The sequence below is a fragment of the Streptomyces sp. PsTaAH-137 genome (genome assembly GCF_003259365.1).
Lineage (GTDB): Bacteria > Actinomycetota > Actinomycetes > Streptomycetales > Streptomycetaceae > Streptomyces.
Window position 1 is genome coordinate 197,442 of record NZ_QLLY01000017.1, and the last position, 17,169, is coordinate 214,610.

The window sequence follows — 17,169 nt, forward strand, 5'->3', positions numbered from 1 at the left end:
CGGACGCCTCCTGCGCCGCGCCCCCGTCGCTCAGCCGCCGGACGGGTCCGGCGGCGGCCGGCGGCGGTCCCTGGCCGGGCCCGGTGGCGGCGGTGGCGGGGGAGGGGACGGCCAGTCGGAGCCCTGGCCGCGCGGGCGCGGCTCGGGTGCCACCGGGCTCGCCACGGTCGGGGCGGCGTCCACCCCGTTCCCGGCGCGCCGGTCGTAGGGGTTCTTCAGGTACGGGTTCGTGTCGGGGTTCGCCGGGCGGTACGGCCTGCTCGGCGAGTACGGGCCCGTCGGCTCGCCCGGCCGCTCCGGCGCCGTCGGCCGGGCCAGGGGCGCCACCCGGCTGCCCGCGGCACGGGCCGCACACGCGAGCAGCGCCCCGAGCGCCCCCGCCCCCGCGCCCCAGGCCGCCCCGAGCAGCAGCGCCATGCCGAGCCGGCCGTGCAGATCGAGGCCCGCGCCGAACGCGTCGAAGCCCAGTACCGACAGAGCGGCGTTCGCCGAGATGTCCGTCAGCCAGACCAGGAGCGGCAGCGCGAGCGCCGTGACGACCCCGAGCCGCAGCGCGCAGCGCCCGGCGAAGCCCCAGGGAGCCCGGACCACCGGCGAGCGCACCGCCGTCAGCACCCCGGCGAACAGCATCATCAGCGCCATGGCGACGGCCAGCAGCCAGACCCTGCTGTCGAGTTCGGCGAGCCGGCCCGGCGTGACGGGCCGGTCCGCCGACACCCGCAGCAGATCGTCCAGCGGGTGTGGCAGCACCTTGGTCAGCGCGCCGGTCGCGTGGCCGTCCCACGGCACGAACAGGCCGAGGGGGACGGCGATCCACACCCCGTTCGGCGCCCCCAGCAGCGCGGCGCCCGCGATCCGCTCGGGGTGGTCGTCGCCGGTCATCGCGTACGCCGCCGCGGCCAGCCCCGCGAGAACCGCCACGAGGAGCACGGTCACCAGCGCCGACACGGCGGGCCGCACCACCCGGTGGACCGCGCCCAGAGCGGGCGGCAACGGCGTGCGGCGGGACGCGAGCAGCGCGATCAGGAGCACCCCGAGCACGAAGGCGGCACCGCCGAGCAGCGTCGCCCCGGTCTGCACCGTGAAGCCGATCTTCGCCTCGGCCTTCACCAGATCGCCGAGCCGGTCCGGCAGCGCGTCCCCGAGGCCGCCGGGAAGCTTGTCCGCGATACCGCCCGGCAGACCCCCCGCGCCCGGAATGTCGTTCAGCCCCAGCTTCGAACCGTCAATCGTGATGATGTCGTGACCCGCCCAGGCGAGCCCGCCCAGCATCGCCACGAACAGCAGCACCACCGCACCCACGCGCGCGAGCAGTTCGCCCGCCGAGATCTCAACTCCCGCCGCCCGCAGGGACCGCAGGAAGAACCAACTCAGCAACAGCGCCCCCACCAGACCCACGCCCAGCGGCGCGACATCGATCGAGGTGTGGGCCTGCGCACTGTCCAGACCGAACGCCGAGACGTCCCCGGAGGGCGTCACCCGCCCGCCGACACCGAGCGCCACGACCGCCGCCGTCATGGGCCCCAGCGAGCCCGCCGCGTCCGCGTCCAGCAGATGCAGCCCGAGCGCCGCGACCCCCGCCATCCCGATGAACGCCCAGCTCACCGCGGCGACGGCGGACAGCAGCACATCGCCCCACCGCACGGCGGGCGCGGTGCCGCTTCGTGTCCCCTGCCGGCCGGTCTCCATCAGGACCCCCCGATCCTTACGGCATCGCCCTGTGGGCACCCACCACTCTCCGGGTGTCGGCCGCACCCCGTCAACGGGGCGGTCACCGGCGCTCCTCGGGAGGCGCGGAAGGGACTTCACCACCCTTCGTGCCAGGCCCAACTTTCGGCCGCGGGGGCGTTCCTGAAATAGTTCCTCAGGATGTTCGACATCCCTAGACTTCCCATGTCGGGGGAAAACTCGGGGGACAACTCAGTGGGGCGTGGAGTGCCTGAACTCGTACTGGAACTGAATGGCAGGACCTGGACGCTCGATCCGTCCCGGTCGTACACCCTCGGGCGCGATCCGGGGGGTGACATCGTGCTGGACGACGCACGGGTGTCCTGGCGGCACGCCACGATCAGCTGGGGCGGCCGCAGTTGGGTCATCGAAGACCACGGCTCGACCAACGGCACGTTCGTGCAGGCGCAGCGGATCCATCAGATGGAGATCGGGCCCGGCTCGTCGGTGCACCTGGGCAACTCCACGGACGGGCCGTGCCTGAACGTGCAGGGCAGCGCCCGGGCCGCCGCCGTCTCGGCACAGGGCGGACAGACGGCGCAGGCAGGGCAGGCGAAACAAGCCGCCCAGGCCGCACCGCACCAGGCGCAGCAGCAGGCCGCGGGCCTCGCCCAGCAGCCACCGCCCCAGCAGTACCAGCAGCCTGCCTGGCAACAGCAGACGCCGCAGCAGGCACCTCCGCAGCAACAGTCGCAGCAGCAGTCACCGCCGCAGCATCAGCAGTGGCCGCAGCCGCCGGCGCAGCGGATGCCGCAGCAGCAGGGACCCGGCGGAGTCGCGGGGGCGCCGCCGGTCTACGGCGACCGCAGCCCCACCACCTTCCACCAGCTGTCCCTCGGCCGCGTCATGCGCATCGGCCGCGCGCTGGAGAACGAGCTGGTCGTCTCCGACCTCCAGGTCTCGCGCCACCACGCCGAGTTCCACGCGATGCCCGACGGCCGCTTCGAGATCCACGACCTCGGCTCGCACAACGGTACGTACGTCAACGGCCAGCCGATCCCCAAGAGCGGCACCGCCCTGCTCGGCCCGAACGACATCGTCGGCGTCGGCCACTCCACGTTCCGCCTGGTCGGCGACCGCCTCGAGGAGTTCGTCGACACCGGTGACGTCTCCTTCTCGGCGCGCCACCTGACCGTCACCGTCGACGGCGGCAAGCAGATCCTCAAGGACGTCTCCTTCGGCGTCCCCGAGAAGTCCCTGATAGCCGTCATCGGCCCGTCGGGCTCCGGCAAGTCGACGCTCCTGAAGGCGCTCACCGGCTACCGACCCGCGGACCAGGGCGACGTCCTCTACGACAACCGCAACCTGTACAAGCAGTTCGCCGAGTTGCGGCAGCGCATCGGTCTGGTCCCGCAGGACGACATCCTGCACAAGGAGCTGACCGTCAAGAAGGCGCTCAAGTACGCCGCCAAGCTGCGCTTCCCCGCGGACACCAGCGAGCAGGAGCGCCAGCAGCGCATCGACGAGGTGCTGCGCGAGCTGAAGCTGGACATCCACAAGGAGAAGAAGGTCACCTCCCTCTCCGGCGGCCAGCGCAAGCGCGTCTCGGTGGCCCTGGAGCTGCTCACCAAGCCGTCGCTGATCTTCCTGGACGAGCCCACGTCGGGCCTCGACCCGGGCATGGACCGCGATGTCATGCAGTTGCTGCGCGGACTGTCCGACGACGGCCGTACGGTCCTGGTCGTCACCCACTCGGTGGCCGAACTGGCGCTGTGCGACAAGCTCCTCGTGATGGCGCCGGGCGGCGCCGTCGCGTACTTCGGCCCGCCGGAGGAAGCCCTCAACTTCTTCGGCTACGACACCTGGGCCGATGTCTTCTCCGCCTTCGAGAACTACCGCGACTACGACTGGGCGGGCCGCTGGAAGGGCTCGCAGCACTACCAGATGTACGCCGCCGACATCGACGCCGTCGCCCCGCAGTCCGTACAGATGCCGCCGCCCGCCGCCGTCAGGCCGCCCAAGCCGCAGCCCTGGGGCGCCCAGCTGTTCACGCTGATCCGCCGCTATGTGTCGGTCATCGCGTCCGACAAGGGCTTCATGGGCCTGATGGTGATCCTGCCCGCGGTCCTCGGCATCGTCTCCGTGGTCATCCCGGCCGACTTCGGCCTGGGCCCGCCCAAGCCGCCGAAGAAGTTCAACAGCGACGCGGGCACCATCATGCTCATCGTCGCGGTCGGCATGTGCTTCTCGGCCGCGGCCAACTCGGTCCGTGAACTGATCAAGGAACGCGTCATCTACGAACGGGAACGGGCGACCGGCCTGTCCCGCTCCGCGTACCTGATGTCCAAGGTGATCGTCCTCGGCGTCATCACGGCCATCCAGGGCGTCATCATCTGCGCCATCGCCTTCACGCCGCGCGAGCTGCCCAAGGAGGGGCTGCTGATGCCGCCGGCGATCGAGCTGACCGTCTCGATCATCGCCCTCGGCTTCACCTCGATGATGTTCGGCCTGGTCATCTCCTCGCTGGTGAAGACCTCCGAGAAGACGATGCCGCTGCTCGTGATGTTCGCCATCGTGCAGGTCGTCTTCACCGGCGTGCTGTTCCAGATCTACGGTTCCATCGGCCTGGAGCAGTTCGCCTGGCTGATGCCGTCCCGCTGGGCGGTCGGCGCCGCCGGAGCCACGCTCGACCTCTCGCACGTCATGCCGCCCTGGGACGAGAAGAACCCGAACAACCTCGACCCGCTGTGGGAGCACTCGGTCACCCAGTGGGGCATCGACCTCACGGTCCTGATCGTGCTCGGCGTCATCTGCGGCTTCGCGGTCGCGCGCCTGCTGCGCCGCCACGAGCCCGAGGTCATGCGCAAGTAACCGGGCGGCGGAAACGACAGAGAAGGGCGGCACCCTCGTGGGGGTGCCGCCCTTCTCTGCCGTGGGGGTCAGCGTGTTCCGGACCCGGAGGTCCCGGCAACGGGTCTCAGTACGCGCTGTTCACGTTGTCGATCGAGCCGTACTTGTCGGCCGCGTAGTTCGCGGCGGCCGTGATGTTGGCGACCGGGTCGTAGATGTTCGACGACGTGCCGGACACGTGGTACGCGGAGAACGTCGGCTGGATGACCTGGAGCAGGCCGATCGACGGCGTGCCGTTCTGCGCGTTGATGTCGTAGCCGTTCACGGCGTTCGGGTTGCCCGTCGACTCCCGCATGATGTTGCGGTACAGACCGTCGTAGCTGCCCGGAATGCCCTTGGACTTCATGATGTCGAGGGACTGACGGATCCAGCCGTCGAGGTTGTTGGCGTACGTCGGAGCGGCCGCCTGCGTCACCGTGGCGGTGCGCTGCGTGGACCGGCTCGCGGCCGCCTTCGCCTCGCGCTCCTTCTTCGCCTTCGCCTCGGCGTCGGCCTTGGCCTTGGCCTGCGCGGCGGCGTCGGCCTTCGCCTTGTCCTCGGCGGCCTTCTTCGCGGCGGCCTTGGCCTGCGCGTCGGCGGTGGCCTGCTGGTGGGCGACACCGGCCTGCACGGCCTTGATCTGCTGGGCACCGGCGTTCGAGGTGAAGGCGACCGGGGCGGCGGCGACGGTCTCGTCCTTCGCGGAGGCCTGCGTGTCGTGGCCCGGAACCAGCGTGGCCGCGAGGGCGGCGGCGCCGAGAGCGGCGACACCCGCGACCGAGAGCTTGTGGGTGCGGGTCAGCGGACTATGACCGAAGGTGCGGTGCCTGGACATGGAGACGGGGACCTCTCGAAGAACGGAAGCCGCCCACCGGTCCGGGATACGGATGCCGTGTTTGGGACACGAACGCCGCGGGTACAACCCCGCGGCGCTGAGCGACGGTGGCCATTCTTAGCGGCCGCAAAAAACCGTGGCAAAGGTGTGACGTACGAAGCCGGGTAGTGGACCAGGGCGCGAAAAACGGGGGCCGGGAGGCCGCTCCCGACCCCCAGCCCCCGCCCCGCCTCGGGACTTAAGTCCTTCCTCGTTCCACTAAAGACCTTCGTACGTGACCTGTGCCCTATGTGCGGGGTCACATCCGGAGCGTTGCCGACTCACGCAAAGTTGCTGCTGCAATGCGCACGGTCAGGCTTCTCCTCCGGAAGGATGAGGTGCACGTCCCCGAACTCGTGCCACAGGTAGAGCCCCCGCAGCGCCTCCTCGTACGTACGGCTCACGGCTTCCCGCCCCGCGATCGCCTCCAGCATCAGCAGATGGGACGCCTCCGGCTCGTGCAGCCCGGTGAGCAGCCCGTCCACCACCCGCACCCCGCGCTCCGGCGTCACCACCAGCTCCGTCCAGCCGCGCGCCGCCCGCACCACTCCGTCGTCACCGGCGGCCGACTCGACGGCGCGCACCGCGGTGGTCCCCACCGCGACGACCCGGCCGCCCCCGGCCCGCGCGGCGTTGATCAGCCGGGCCGACGCCTCGGGCACCTCGAACCGCTCCCCATAAGGAGGCTCGTGCGACTCCGCCGACGCGACCCCCGTATGCAGCGTGATCGGCGCGAACTGCACTCCCCGGCTCACCAGCTCCGCCACGACCCGATCCGTGAACGGCCGCGCCGCACTCGGCATCTCGGCGCTGCCCGCCCCGTCGTCCGATCCATGGCCGTGCAGCGCGAACACCGTCTGGTACGCCGACAGCGGCTGGTCCCGCTGTGTGTAGGAGTAGCGGATCGGCCGCCCGTGCGCCCGCAGCAGAGCCGGCACGTCCCCGCTCGCCCGGACCCACCACAGCCGCTCCCCGTCCGCCGACAGAGGCTCCTCGTACACCAGGCGCACGCCGTCGGGGAGCGCCACGACCGAGCCCCGCGGCCCACCCGCGCGCGGGCGCGTGGTGCCCCGCCCGTCCGGCTCCCGCAGCTCGACCGCCCAGCGCCCGCCGTCGCCCCGCGTCGAGAAGTGCACGACCACGCGCGCGTGCCCGAGCGTTCCGTCCACGGCGGCCGCCAGCGTGGGGGAGGTGTTGACGACGAGCAGATCCCCGGCCCGCAGCACGTCCGACAGCTCCGTGAACCGGTGATGGGCCACCGCGGTCCCGCGCGACACCAGCATCCGCACCGACGATCTGTCCAGGCCCGGCCCCCGCTGCTCGGCAGGGACCCGCGCGAGCAGTTCTTCCGGGACCCGCAGCGCGAGAGTCATCGCACCTCCAGCAGAGCGGGCGCCGCGTACCGGCCACTGGCGGGCCGCTCGTCGAGCAGCCGCACGAAGGCGGGCACCACGTCCTCGGGCCGCGGCACCTCACTGAGATCCTCGTCCGGCTCGGCCGCCGCCAGCATCTCCGTACGCATCCCACCCGGATCGACCGCCCAGACCCGCAGCTCCGGCTCCTCCACGGCGAGGACCGCCGACACCTGGTCGAGGGCCGCCTTCGTCGCCCCGTAGCCGCCCCAGGTGCGGTACGCCTCCGTGGCCGCGTCCGACGTCAGGTTCACCACCGCACCGGCCGGCGCGCGCCGCAGCAGCGGCAGCGCCTCCTGGACCAGCGCCAGCGGCGCCACCACATTCACCTCCAGGGCCCGCCGGAACGCGTCGGCCGGCAGCTCCTCCAGCGTCACCAGCGGCTCCACCCCCAGCACCCCCGCGTTGTTCACCAGCAGATCGAGCCCGCCCAGCTCCCGCGCCGCGGCGACCAGCGCCGCCCGGTGCCCGCCGTCCGTCACATCGCCCGGCACGACCCGCACCTTCCCGCCGTGCCCGGCGAGCCGCGCCGCGGCCTCCTCCAACGGGGCCGCGTTCCGCGCGTCCAGGACGAGATCCCAGCCCCGCCCGGCCAGCCCGGCCGCCAGCGCCCGGCCGAACCCCCGCGACGCCCCCGTGATGATCGCTACCGCCATGACAACCGTCCCCTTGCTCCGGTGTTCCCGCGTCCTGAGCTCGACGCCTTCCGACGCCTTCAACCTAGGAACGGGCGGGGACCAGGCACCTCCGGCGCGGGTCGCGACGCCGCAGGGCCCTTCGCCCTACGCCCGGAGCCCTAGGCGGAGCCCGCCACCGGTCCGATACGGACTGTCACACCTCACCGGTACGGTGAGGTCATGAGTCACGGTCCACGGACTGGCCTGGCCGCGGTGAGCGCCGCGCTTCTGGCCATGAGCAGGCACCTCGAGGTGCGCGACGTCCTCAAGACGATCGTCGCCTCGGCGCGCGAACTGCTCGACGCCGAGTACGCGGCGCTCGGCGTGCCCGACGACCACGGCGGCTTCGCCCAGTTCGTCGTCGACGGCGTCAGCGACGCGCAGTGGAAGGCCATCGGCCCCCTGCCGCGCCAGCACGGCATCCTCGCCGCGATGCTGCGCGAGGCCCGCACCGAGCGCCTCGCCGACGTCCGCGAGGACCCCCGCTTCGAGGGCTGGCCCGCGGCCCACCCCGACATGTCCGACTTCCTCGGCCTGCCCGTCAAGGACGGCGACGAGACGATCGGCGCCCTGTTCCTCGCGAACAAGAAATGCCCCAAGCCCCAGGGCGGCTGCGGCTTCACGCAGGAGGACGAGGAACTGCTCGGCATCCTCGCCCAGCACGCCGCGATCGCCCTCACGAACGCCCGCCTGTACGAGCGCAGCCGCGAGCTCACCATCGCCGAGGAGCGCTCCCGCCTCGCCCACGAACTGCACGACGCGGTCAGCCAGAAGCTCTTCTCGCTCCGCCTCACCGCGCAGGCCGCGGCCAAGCTCGTGGACCGCGACCCGGACCGCGCCAAGGAAGAGCTTCAGCACGTCGTGGAGCTGGCGGCGGAGGCGACCGACGAACTGCGCGCGGCCGTCGTGGAGCTGCGCCCCGCCGCTCTCGACGAGGACGGCTTGGTGGCCACGCTCCGCACCCAGATCCAGGTCCTCGACCGGGCCCACGGCGCCCACGTCACCTTTGAGACCGGCGGCATCCGCGCCCTGCCCGCCGCCCAGGAGGAGGCGCTGCTGCGCGTCGCCCAGGAGGCGCTGCACAACGCCCTGCGCCACTCGGGAGCGGAAAAGGTGGAGGTCACGCTCCACAAGCGCGGCGCGGGCGCGGTGCTCCGCGTCACCGACGACGGCTCGGGCTTCGACCCGCGGACGGTCCGCAGCGCGGGCCGCCATCTCGGCCTGGTCTCCATGCGGGACAGGGCGAGCGGAGCCGGCGGCCGGCTCGCAGTGGAATCGGAGCCCGGCAAGGGCACCACGATCGAGATGGAGGTCCCCGGTGGCTGACGCGATCAAGGTCCTGCTGGTCGACGACCACCAGGTCGTCCGGCGCGGCCTGCGCACGTTCCTGGAGATCCAGGACGACATCGAGGTCGTCGGCGAGGCGGCCGACGGCACGGAAGGAGTCGCCCGCGCCGAGGAGCTGCGGCCCGACGTCGTACTCATGGACGTCAAGATGCCGGGCATGGACGGCGTGGAGGCCCTCCGCAAGCTGCGCGAACTGGCCAACCCGGCCAAGGTCTTGATCGTCACCAGCTTCACCGAGCAGCGCACGGTCGTCCCCGCCCTGCGCGCCGGAGCCGCCGGTTACGTGTACAAGGACGTGGACCCCGACGCCCTGGCCGGCGCCATCCGCTCCGTCCACGCGGGCCACATCCTGCTCCAGCCCGAGGTGGCGGGCGCCCTGCTCTCCCAGGAGGAGACCGGCACCGGACAGGGCCGAGGCGGTTCCCTCACCGAGCGGGAGCGCGAGGTGCTCGGCCTGATCGCCGACGGCCGTTCGAACCGGGAGATCGCCCGCGCCCTGGTCCTCTCCGAGAAGACCGTCAAGACCCACGTGTCGAACATCCTGATGAAGCTCGACCTCGCGGACCGCACCCAGGCCGCCCTCTGGGCCGTACGACACGGCGTGGCGGGCTGACGGCGCGCGCACCGGCGCACGAGCGGGGCCTCCTACCGACCGCCCGGCGAATGGTTCCCTTCCGGTATGAGATTCATACCGTCGTGTGGATGTCATTCGAATGGCGCATCCTCGCGCGCCCCCGGCGCGTTCTCAGGGCGTGCTGCGGCGGCTGGCCGCGGTGATCGCAATGAGGAGCTAGAAGTGAAGAACCTGAAGAAGGCCGCGGCTGTCACCCTCGTCGCCGGCGGGCTCGTCGCCGCCGGTTCCGGCCTCGCCTCGGCCACGGACGGTGCGCACGCCTGCGGCAAGGCCGAGAAGTCCCCGGGCGTCGTCTCGGGCAATGTGATCCAGGCCCCGATCGACATCCCGGTCAACGTCGTGGGCAACACCGTGTCCGTCATCGGCGTCCTGAACCCGGTCTTCGGCAACCACGGCGTCAACCACTGACACGGCGTCCCGCGCCATTCGGCACCGATGCGCTGATCCCACAGTCTGCTTATTGACCAGATCGGGCGCATCGCGGTCCCGCCCCGTGTCATCCGTGCGGCCCACGCGTTTCGCAGCGTGCGCCTCCGCGGTTCGGGGGCGGACCGTACATCTGGAGGAATTTTTCTCATGAGCATCGCCAAGAAGGCTGTTCTGGCCGTCGCCGTCGCCGGTATCGCTTCGGGCGCGTCCGCCGGAGCTGCTTTCGCCGACGCGAACGCCGAGGGCGCGGCCACCATGTCCCCGGGCATCGCCTCCGGCAACCACGCCGAGGTCCCGGTCCACGTCCCGGTGAACGTCTCCGGCCTTTCGGCCAACGTCATCGGCGTCCTGAACCCCGCCTTCGGCAACGTCGCGTCGAACGTCTGACGCTCGCGCCCAGCAGGCACGGTGAGGCCCCCGCGGACATGGTCCGCGGGGGCCTCACCCGCTTCCGGAGCCGCCGGTGCCCTCAGCCCCGCTCCCGCTCCTCCACGAACGCGTTGTACGCGGCCACCTGGGCCCGCCGGGCCGTTCGCTCGACCGGCCGCAGCGCCACCGCCCGCGCCCCCATCTCGGAGGCGCTCACGGCCCCGCCGTGCCCGCTCCCGTACGCCACCGAGACCAGCAGCCCGACCCGCTGCGCCAGCTCCAGCACGCGCACGGCCCGCGGCGGATACCCGGGAGCCAGCACCTCCCGCCCCCGCTCGGCCCGCGCCCGGTACGCGTCCACCGCGGCATCGGCCACCGGACCCGACCCGGCCACGTCGAGCCGCGTGAGCACCTCGGTCGCCTCCCGAAGGGCCTCCGCCAGCTCCCGCTCGGCCTCGCCCAGGGACGGCACATCGGCCGGCGGCGCCTCCCGCACGGGCAGGCAGTGCCACATCACCTCGACATGCACATCACCGTCGGGCCCGGCCTCGTACACCTCCGGTACGAGCCCCAGCGCGGCCCCTTGGCAGACGACGGCCTCCTCGGCCTCCAGCGCCCGCGCGTTGAACTCGGGCGGCCCGCTCAGTCCCAGCGGATGCCCCGGAGCGGGCAGCGCGACCCGCAGCCCGGTCGCCCCAAGCGCCCGCAGCCGTCCCAGGGCGAGCGTCAGCCCGACGGGACCGGCCTCCCCGGGAATCCCCTCCACCCGGTGCACGGCGTCCTCGCCCACAATGGCGAGCGCCGCGTCATCAGGTGCGACAAATCCGCCCAACAGGGCATTTCCCCAGGACGCCAGGCGCCCAGACCGTGGTTCCGACAACATGCGCACCACCTTAGAAGCCCCACAAGGCCCTCCGTGACGCCAAAACCGAAGCCGCGGGAAAGGACCGGCGCACCAGTGGCGTAGGTTTATCTGGGGGCTGCGTCCAGTGGTGAACAAGCCGAACCGTCCGCGGACGCACGAGACAGCCGAGACTGCAATGGGAGACAACGCGCTCATGAGCGATGTACTGGAGCTGGAGGACGTATCCGTGGTCCGCGAGGGCCGGGCTCTGGTGGACCAGGTCTCCTGGTCGGTGAAGGAGGGGGAGCGCTGGGTCATCCTCGGGCCGAACGGCGCGGGCAAGACCACCCTCCTGAACATCGCCTCGAGCTACCTCTTCCCGAGCAGCGGCTCCGCCACGATCCTCGGCGAGACCCTCGGCAAGCCCGGCACCGACGTCTTCGAGCTGCGCCCGCGCATCGGCGTCGCCGGCAACGGTCTCGCCGAGAAGCTCCCCAAGCGCCAGACGGTCCTGCAGACCGTCCTGACGGCCGCGTACGGCATGACCGCCGGCTGGCAGGAGGAGTACGAGGCCATCGACGAGCAGCGCGCCCGCGCGTTCCTCGACCGCCTCGGCATGAGCGACTACCTGGACCGCAGGTTCGGCACCCTCTCCGAGGGCGAGCGCAAGCGCACCCTGATCGCCCGCGCCCTGATGACCGACCCCGAGCTGCTGCTTCTGGACGAGCCCGCCGCGGGCCTCGACCTCGGCGGCCGCGAGGACCTGGTCCGCCGTCTCGGCCGTCTCGCGCGCGACCCGATCGCTCCCTCGATGATCATGGTCACGCACCACGTCGAGGAGATCGCCCCCGGCTTCACCCACGTCCTGATGATCCGCCAGGGCCAGGTCCTCGCCGCGGGCCCGCTGGAGCTGGAGCTCACCTCCCGCAATCTCTCCAAGTGCTTCGGCCTCCCGCTGGTCGTCGAGCAGAAGAACGACCGCTGGACCGCCACCGGCCTTCCCCTCGGCTGACCGCGCCGTTCCGCCGTGCGGGCCGGACGCACCCTGTCCGCACGGCCATCAGCGGATCTACCATGACCATGTGGCAGACATCGACGCATGGGTGTGGTGGCTGATCGCAGCGGCCGCACTCGGAATCCCGCTCGTTCTCACCGCCATGCCCGAATTCGGCATGCTGTCCGTGGGCGCCGTGGCCGGCGCCGTGACGGCGGGCCTGGGCGGCGGTGTCGTTCTCCAGGTCGTGGTCTTCGCCGTCGTCTCGTGCGCGCTCATCGCCGTCGTACGTCCCGTCGCCGCACGTCACCGCGCCCAGCAGCCCGAACTCGCCAGCGGCGTGGACGCCCTGAAGGGCAAACAGGCCGTCGTCCTCGAACGGGTCGACGGCGGCGGCGGACGGATCAAGCTCGGCGGTGAGATCTGGTCGGCCCGCGCGCTCGACAGCGACGCCGAGTTCGAACCCGGCCGCCAGGTCGACGTCGTCGACATCGAAGGGGCCACGGCGATCGTCATGTGAACGTCTCAGCGCACCGCGATGTGGCCGGAACCAGCCACGACACCAGGGCTGTTCTGACAGACTCGACGAGCAAGATCCCATGATCTTCCGGCGGGACGCCGCCGGACGAAGTCGGCACGAAGGGCACAGGAGACGCGATGTCAGCGATCATCATCGTCCTGATCATTCTGGTGGTGTTGGTCTTCATCGCCCTGATCAAGACCATCCAAGTCATTCCGCAGGCCAGCGCGGCCATCGTGGAGCGCTTCGGCCGCTACACCCGCACGCTGAACGCGGGGCTGAACATCGTCGTCCCCTTCATCGACTCCATCCGCAACCGCATCGACCTGCGCGAGCAGGTCGTGCCGTTCCCGCCCCAGCCGGTGATCACCCAGGACAACCTGGTGGTCAACATCGACACGGTCATCTACTACCAGGTGACGGACGCCCGCGCCGCGACCTACGAGGTGGCCAGCTACATCCAGGCCATCGAGCAGCTCACGGTCACCACGCTCCGCAACATCATCGGTGGCATGGACCTGGAGCGGACCCTCACCTCCCGCGAGGAGATCAACGCGGCCCTGCGCGGCGTCCTCGACGAGGCGACCGGCAAGTGGGGCATCCGCGTCAACCGCGTCGAGCTGAAGGCGATCGAGCCGCCGACCTCCATCCAGGACTCGATGGAGAAGCAGATGCGCGCCGACCGTGACAAGCGCGCCGCGATCCTCACCGCCGAAGGCATCCGCCAGTCCCAGATCCTCACGGCCGAGGGCGAGAAGCAGTCCGCCATCCTCCGCGCGGAGGGCGAGGCGAAGGCCGCGGCCCTGCGCGCCGAGGGTGAGGCGCAGGCCATCCGTACGGTCTTCGAGTCCATCCACGCCGGTGACCCGGACCAGAAGCTGCTCTCGTACCAGTACCTCCAGATGCTCCCGAAGATCGCCGAGGGCGACGCCAACAAGCTCTGGATCGTCCCCAGCGAGATCGGCGACGCCCTGAAGGGCCTCTCGGGCGCGATCGGCAACTTCGGCCCCATGGCGGGCGCCCCGACCCCGTCCATGAGCAAGGAACGCCGCGAACAACCCCCGATCGACTAGGGGCGCGGGGGACTGCGCGAGCACCCCAGGCGGCGGACGCAAAGACAAAAGACGGGCCCATCGACCCCAAGGCCGATGGACCCGCCCCCGCACGGAGTGCCTACGCGGCGGCCCCCCTGCTCAACCAGTCCGGCAGCACCTCAGCACCCGACCCGAGCGACAGCAGCATCGCGTCGGCGGGCGTCGGCTCGAAAGGCTCCCGCAGCAGCGGCATTCCGGCCTGCTCCGGCGTCCGGTCCGCCTTCCGGTGATTGTCCTCGGCGCAGGAAGCGACGGTATTGAGCCACGAGTCCGCGCCACCCCGCGAGCGCGGCACGACGTGGTCCACGGTCGTCGCCCGCTTTCCGCAGTACGCGCACCGGTGCTGGTCCCGCACGAGCACGCCCCGCCTCGACCACGGCGCGCGTCTTCGGAACGGCACCCGTACGTATCTGCACAACCTGATCACCCGCGGTACGGGCATCTCGATCGCGGCACCGCGCATGCGCAGCTCGGGATGGGCCTGCTCGACGACGGCCTTGTCCGTCAGTACCAGCACCACCGCTCGATTGAGCGTCACCGTCGAGAGCGGCTCGAAGCTCGCGTTCAGCACCAGTGTGTCCCGCATCCTGCCCACCTCCCGTGCGCACCGGATCACCCCTCGGCGTCCGTGCGTCAACTCTGGCCGTGCACGCCGAGATGGACAACGCAATAAAAACTGCCCGCCTCTGATCAATTCCAAGACCAGAGGCGGGCAAACGTTCCGTGAACGCTGACTCTCGCTAACTCTCCGCGGGAGCCGCGTACTCGGCGATCACCTGGGCACGCGCGAGCGTGTGGAACCGCAGATTGAATCCCACGAAAGCGGGCGAACCGTCGGAGTCGGGCCCCAGCTTCTCCTGGTCCACGGCGTACACCGTGAACACGTACCGGTGGGCGGGGTCCCCGGCCGGCGGCGCGGCACCGCCGAAGTCCTTGCTCCCGTAGTCGTTGCGCACCTGCACGGCGCCCTCGGGAAGCCCTTCGAACTTTTCGGTGCCCGCACCCGTCGGCAGCTCGGTCACCGAGACCGGGATGTCGAAGACGGTCCAGTGCCAGAACCCGCTGCCGGTCGGCGCGTCCGGGTCGAAGCAGGACACGGCGAAGCTCTTGGTCCCGGCGGGGAAACCCTCCCACCGCAGGTGCGGCGAGGTGTTCCCGGCCGCGTAGACCTGAGCGTCGTCGAGTACCCCACCCGCCTCGAAGTCCTCGCTCACCACGCTGAAGGACGGCACCTGCGGATGAAAGTCGTGAGGCAGCGGAGCACGCCCGGGCTGCTCGGTCACAACGACACCTCCTTGTTGGACAAGTCTGCAGAGACAGACAAACCCTAGAACCAGTTCCGCTTGCTGCCGACCTCGGACAGCCACTGGTGGAGGTACGCCGACCAGTCGGTGCCCTGGAAGTCGTGGTGCCCGACGACGAACGACCGGAAGGTGTCGCTGCCCTCGCTGAACAGCCCCGGCTTCTTGTCCATCTCCAGGACGACGTCCATCTCGCGGTCGTCGGCGACGAAGCTCAGCTCGACCTGGTTCAGCCCCCGGTACTGCTGCGGCGGGTAGAACTCGATCTCCTGGTAGAAGGGCAGCTTCTGCCGGGTGCCGCGGATGTGGCCACGCTCCATGTCGGCGCTCTTGAAGCGGAACCCGAGGCTGATGAAGGCGTCCAGGATGGCCTGCTGCGACGGCAGCGGGTGCACGCTGATCGGGTCCAGGTCACCCGAGTCGACGGCCCGCGCGATCGCCAGCTCGGTGGTCACCCCGATGTTCATGCCGCGCAGCTGCTGTCCGTCGATGGTGGTGACCGGCGTCTCCCACGGGATCTCCAGACCGAACGGCACGGCGTGCACCGCGTTGGCCTGAAGGGTGAAGGCGCCGCCGAGCCGCGTCTTGGTGAACTCGATGTTCTGCTTGGTCTCCTGGTCCGCACCCTCGACCTCGACCCGCGCCTGCAGCCCGACGGAGAGCCCCTCGATCTCCTGCTCGACGGAACCGCCCTGGATCCGCACCTCACCCTGAACGACACCGCCGGGTACGACATTGGGCTCGATGAGCTCGGTCTCCACAGACGCCCCGCCCGCACCAAGACTCGCCAACAGCCGCTTGAACCCCATGACCCGATTCCCTCCGTACGCGAACGAGCGCGCTAGACGACGACAACACTGCTTGTTACTGCTGACTACAAACGCGGTACAACCGTGCCCGGTTCCGCGTCCGAGTGCCCGCCCCGACCGCTCCAGTACCCTCGGGCGGCATGATCGCGGCCCCTGACCGTACGCCCCTGCCCCGTGACTTCTTCGATCGCCCTGTCCTGGACGTCGCTCCCGACCTTCTCGGACGCACCTTGGTACGCCGTACCCCCGACGGTCCGATCGAACTCCGTCTCACAGAGGTCGAGGCGTACGACGGCGCGAACGATCCGGGCTCGCACGCCTACAGAGGCCGCACGGCCCGCAACAGCGTGATGTTCGGTCAGCCCGGACACGTCTACGTCTACTTCACGTACGGCATGTGGCACTGCATGAACCTCGTCTGCGGGGAGGAAGGCAGAGCGAGCGCCGTGCTGCTCCGCGCCGGTGAGATCACCGAGGGCGCCGAGCTGACCCGCGAGCGCCGGCTCTCGGCCCGCAACGACAAGGAGCTGGCTAAAGGCCCGGCCCGGCTGGCCACGGCCCTGGGCGTGGACCGCTCCCTGAACGGTACCGACGCCTGCGCGGGCCCCGACTCACCCCTGACCGTGCTCCACGGCACCCCCACACCCGCCGACCAAGTACTCAACGGCCCGCGCACCGGAGTCTCCGGCCCCGGCGGCGTCCACCCGTGGCGCTTCTGGATCCCCAACGACCCGACGGTGAGCCCTTATCGGCCGCATACCCCGCGCCGACGAACTTGACGCGCCCTTGCGGGATCCGTAATGTAGCCCGAGCCGCTTGACCCGGGTGGGGCGTTCAGCCACTACCTGAGAGCGGCCAAACCACTACTACGATTTCCCTCGACGGGGTCTTTTCGGCGTGCCTGCATGTCGAAATTCAAGCCCTCGGATCTCGATTATGAGTCACCGAGGAAATCCGCTAACGTAGTGACCACGCCGAAAGGCAAAGGCCCTCCAACGGCCACCGGAAACAAAATCCGAAACCGGAAACGGAACGGAAAAAGGATCTGGTAAGGTTGGAAACACGAAATACCGAAGGGAAGCGCCCGGAGGAAAGCCCGAGAGGGTGAGTACAAAGGAAGCGTCCGTTCCTTGAGAACTCAACAGCGTGCCAAAAATCAACGCCAGATATGTTGATACCCCGTCTCCGGCCATCAGGCTGGGACGAGGTTCCTTTGAAAAAGTCCTGCCGGTCACTGACTGGCAGGCGCACAGCGAGGACGCTGTGAACCGGAAGATTATTCCTCTTCTGGTTCCGCTCTCGTGGTGT

General features: G+C 70.4%; 17 protein-coding genes. 9 read left to right on the top strand and 8 right to left on the bottom strand.

From position 1 onward, the window contains the following. Positions 1 to 30: 30 nt before the first annotated feature. A complete protein-coding gene (locus K377_RS31920) occupies positions 31 to 1,689 on the bottom strand; it encodes a streptophobe family protein (protein ID WP_111667055.1) in 1,659 nt (552 codons plus the stop codon). Positions 1,690 to 1,893: 204 nt separating this feature from the next. On the opposite strand from K377_RS31920, the gene K377_RS31925 reads away from it, so the two are divergent. Further along, on the top strand, positions 1,894 to 4,539 hold the full coding sequence (locus K377_RS31925; RefSeq protein ID WP_202455131.1) for an FHA domain-containing protein: 2,646 nt from the start codon (positions 1,894 to 1,896) through the stop codon (positions 4,537 to 4,539). A 106-nt stretch (positions 4,540 to 4,645) separates the two neighbouring features. Here K377_RS31925 and K377_RS31930 read toward each other — a convergent pair whose 3' ends face one another. The 3 genes from K377_RS31930 to K377_RS31940 all read right to left on the bottom strand — a co-directional run bounded on the left by K377_RS31930 (position 4,646) and on the right by K377_RS31940 (position 7,499). Continuing rightward, on the bottom strand, positions 4,646 to 5,392 hold the full coding sequence (locus tag K377_RS31930; RefSeq protein ID WP_111667057.1) for a transglycosylase SLT domain-containing protein: 747 nt from the start codon (positions 5,390 to 5,392) through the stop codon (positions 4,646 to 4,648). Positions 5,393 to 5,712: 320 nt separating this feature from the next. Beyond that, entirely contained in the window at positions 5,713 to 6,804 is a 1,092-nt protein-coding gene (locus K377_RS31935) for an S-adenosylmethionine:tRNA ribosyltransferase-isomerase (RefSeq protein ID WP_111667058.1), read from the bottom strand. Next, a complete protein-coding gene (locus K377_RS31940; RefSeq protein WP_111667059.1) occupies positions 6,801 to 7,499 on the bottom strand; it encodes an SDR family oxidoreductase in 699 nt (232 codons plus the stop codon). Before K377_RS31940 ends, K377_RS31935 begins: the two co-directional genes overlap by 4 nt. Positions 7,500 to 7,700: 201 nt before the next feature. Between K377_RS31940 and K377_RS31945 the strand changes: the two genes are divergently transcribed. The 4 genes from K377_RS31945 to K377_RS31960 all read left to right on the top strand — a co-directional run bounded on the left by K377_RS31945 (position 7,701) and on the right by K377_RS31960 (position 10,317). Next, positions 7,701 to 8,846 carry a GAF domain-containing sensor histidine kinase gene (locus tag K377_RS31945; protein ID WP_111667060.1) on the top strand — a complete coding sequence of 382 codons (1,146 nt, stop codon included), beginning with the start codon at positions 7,701 to 7,703 and terminating at the stop codon, positions 8,844 to 8,846. Continuing rightward, positions 8,839 to 9,480 carry a response regulator transcription factor gene (locus tag K377_RS31950; protein WP_111667061.1) on the top strand — a complete coding sequence of 214 codons (642 nt, stop codon included), beginning with the start codon at positions 8,839 to 8,841 and terminating at the stop codon, positions 9,478 to 9,480. Before K377_RS31945 ends, K377_RS31950 begins: the two co-directional genes overlap by 8 nt. A 183-nt stretch (positions 9,481 to 9,663) precedes the next feature. After that, entirely contained in the window at positions 9,664 to 9,909 is a 246-nt protein-coding gene (locus K377_RS31955) for a chaplin (protein WP_111667062.1), read from the top strand. A 168-nt stretch (positions 9,910 to 10,077) separates the two neighbouring features. Continuing rightward, on the top strand, positions 10,078 to 10,317 hold the full coding sequence (locus tag K377_RS31960) for a chaplin (RefSeq protein WP_111667063.1): 240 nt from the start codon (positions 10,078 to 10,080) through the stop codon (positions 10,315 to 10,317). An 82-nt stretch (positions 10,318 to 10,399) separates the two neighbouring features. Here K377_RS31960 and K377_RS31965 read toward each other — a convergent pair whose 3' ends face one another. Further along, positions 10,400 to 11,182: a hypothetical protein gene (locus tag K377_RS31965; protein ID WP_111667064.1), complete on the bottom strand. Its 783-nt coding sequence runs from the start codon at positions 11,180 to 11,182 to the stop codon at positions 10,400 to 10,402. Between the two features lie 175 nt (positions 11,183 to 11,357). Between K377_RS31965 and K377_RS31970 the strand changes: the two genes are divergently transcribed. From K377_RS31970 to K377_RS31980, 3 genes are all read left to right on the top strand, one after another. Next, a complete protein-coding gene (locus K377_RS31970; protein ID WP_111667091.1) occupies positions 11,358 to 12,155 on the top strand; it encodes an ABC transporter ATP-binding protein in 798 nt (265 codons plus the stop codon). A 70-nt stretch (positions 12,156 to 12,225) separates the two neighbouring features. Continuing rightward, positions 12,226 to 12,657, top strand: coding sequence for an NfeD family protein (locus K377_RS31975; RefSeq protein ID WP_111667065.1), 432 nt, complete (start codon positions 12,226 to 12,228; stop codon positions 12,655 to 12,657). Positions 12,658 to 12,794: 137 nt separating this feature from the next. After that, on the top strand, positions 12,795 to 13,730 hold the full coding sequence (locus tag K377_RS31980; protein WP_111667066.1) for an SPFH domain-containing protein: 936 nt from the start codon (positions 12,795 to 12,797) through the stop codon (positions 13,728 to 13,730). Positions 13,731 to 13,830: 100 nt separating this feature from the next. Here K377_RS31980 and K377_RS31985 read toward each other — a convergent pair whose 3' ends face one another. The 3 genes from K377_RS31985 to K377_RS31995 all read right to left on the bottom strand — a co-directional run bounded on the left by K377_RS31985 (position 13,831) and on the right by K377_RS31995 (position 15,861). Continuing rightward, complete coding sequence (locus K377_RS31985) at positions 13,831 to 14,337, bottom strand: HNH endonuclease (protein WP_111667067.1); 507 nt, start codon at positions 14,335 to 14,337, stop codon at positions 13,831 to 13,833. A gap of 154 nt (positions 14,338 to 14,491) precedes the next feature. Continuing rightward, on the bottom strand, positions 14,492 to 15,034 hold the full coding sequence (locus K377_RS31990) for a YbhB/YbcL family Raf kinase inhibitor-like protein (protein ID WP_111667068.1): 543 nt from the start codon (positions 15,032 to 15,034) through the stop codon (positions 14,492 to 14,494). A gap of 44 nt (positions 15,035 to 15,078) precedes the next feature. After that, entirely contained in the window at positions 15,079 to 15,861 is a 783-nt protein-coding gene (locus tag K377_RS31995; RefSeq protein WP_111667069.1) for a sporulation protein, read from the bottom strand. A gap of 140 nt (positions 15,862 to 16,001) precedes the next feature. On the opposite strand from K377_RS31995, the gene K377_RS32000 reads away from it, so the two are divergent. Then, positions 16,002 to 16,640: a DNA-3-methyladenine glycosylase gene (locus K377_RS32000; RefSeq protein WP_111667070.1), complete on the top strand. Its 639-nt coding sequence runs from the start codon at positions 16,002 to 16,004 to the stop codon at positions 16,638 to 16,640. Positions 16,641 to 17,169 lie beyond the last annotated feature (529 nt).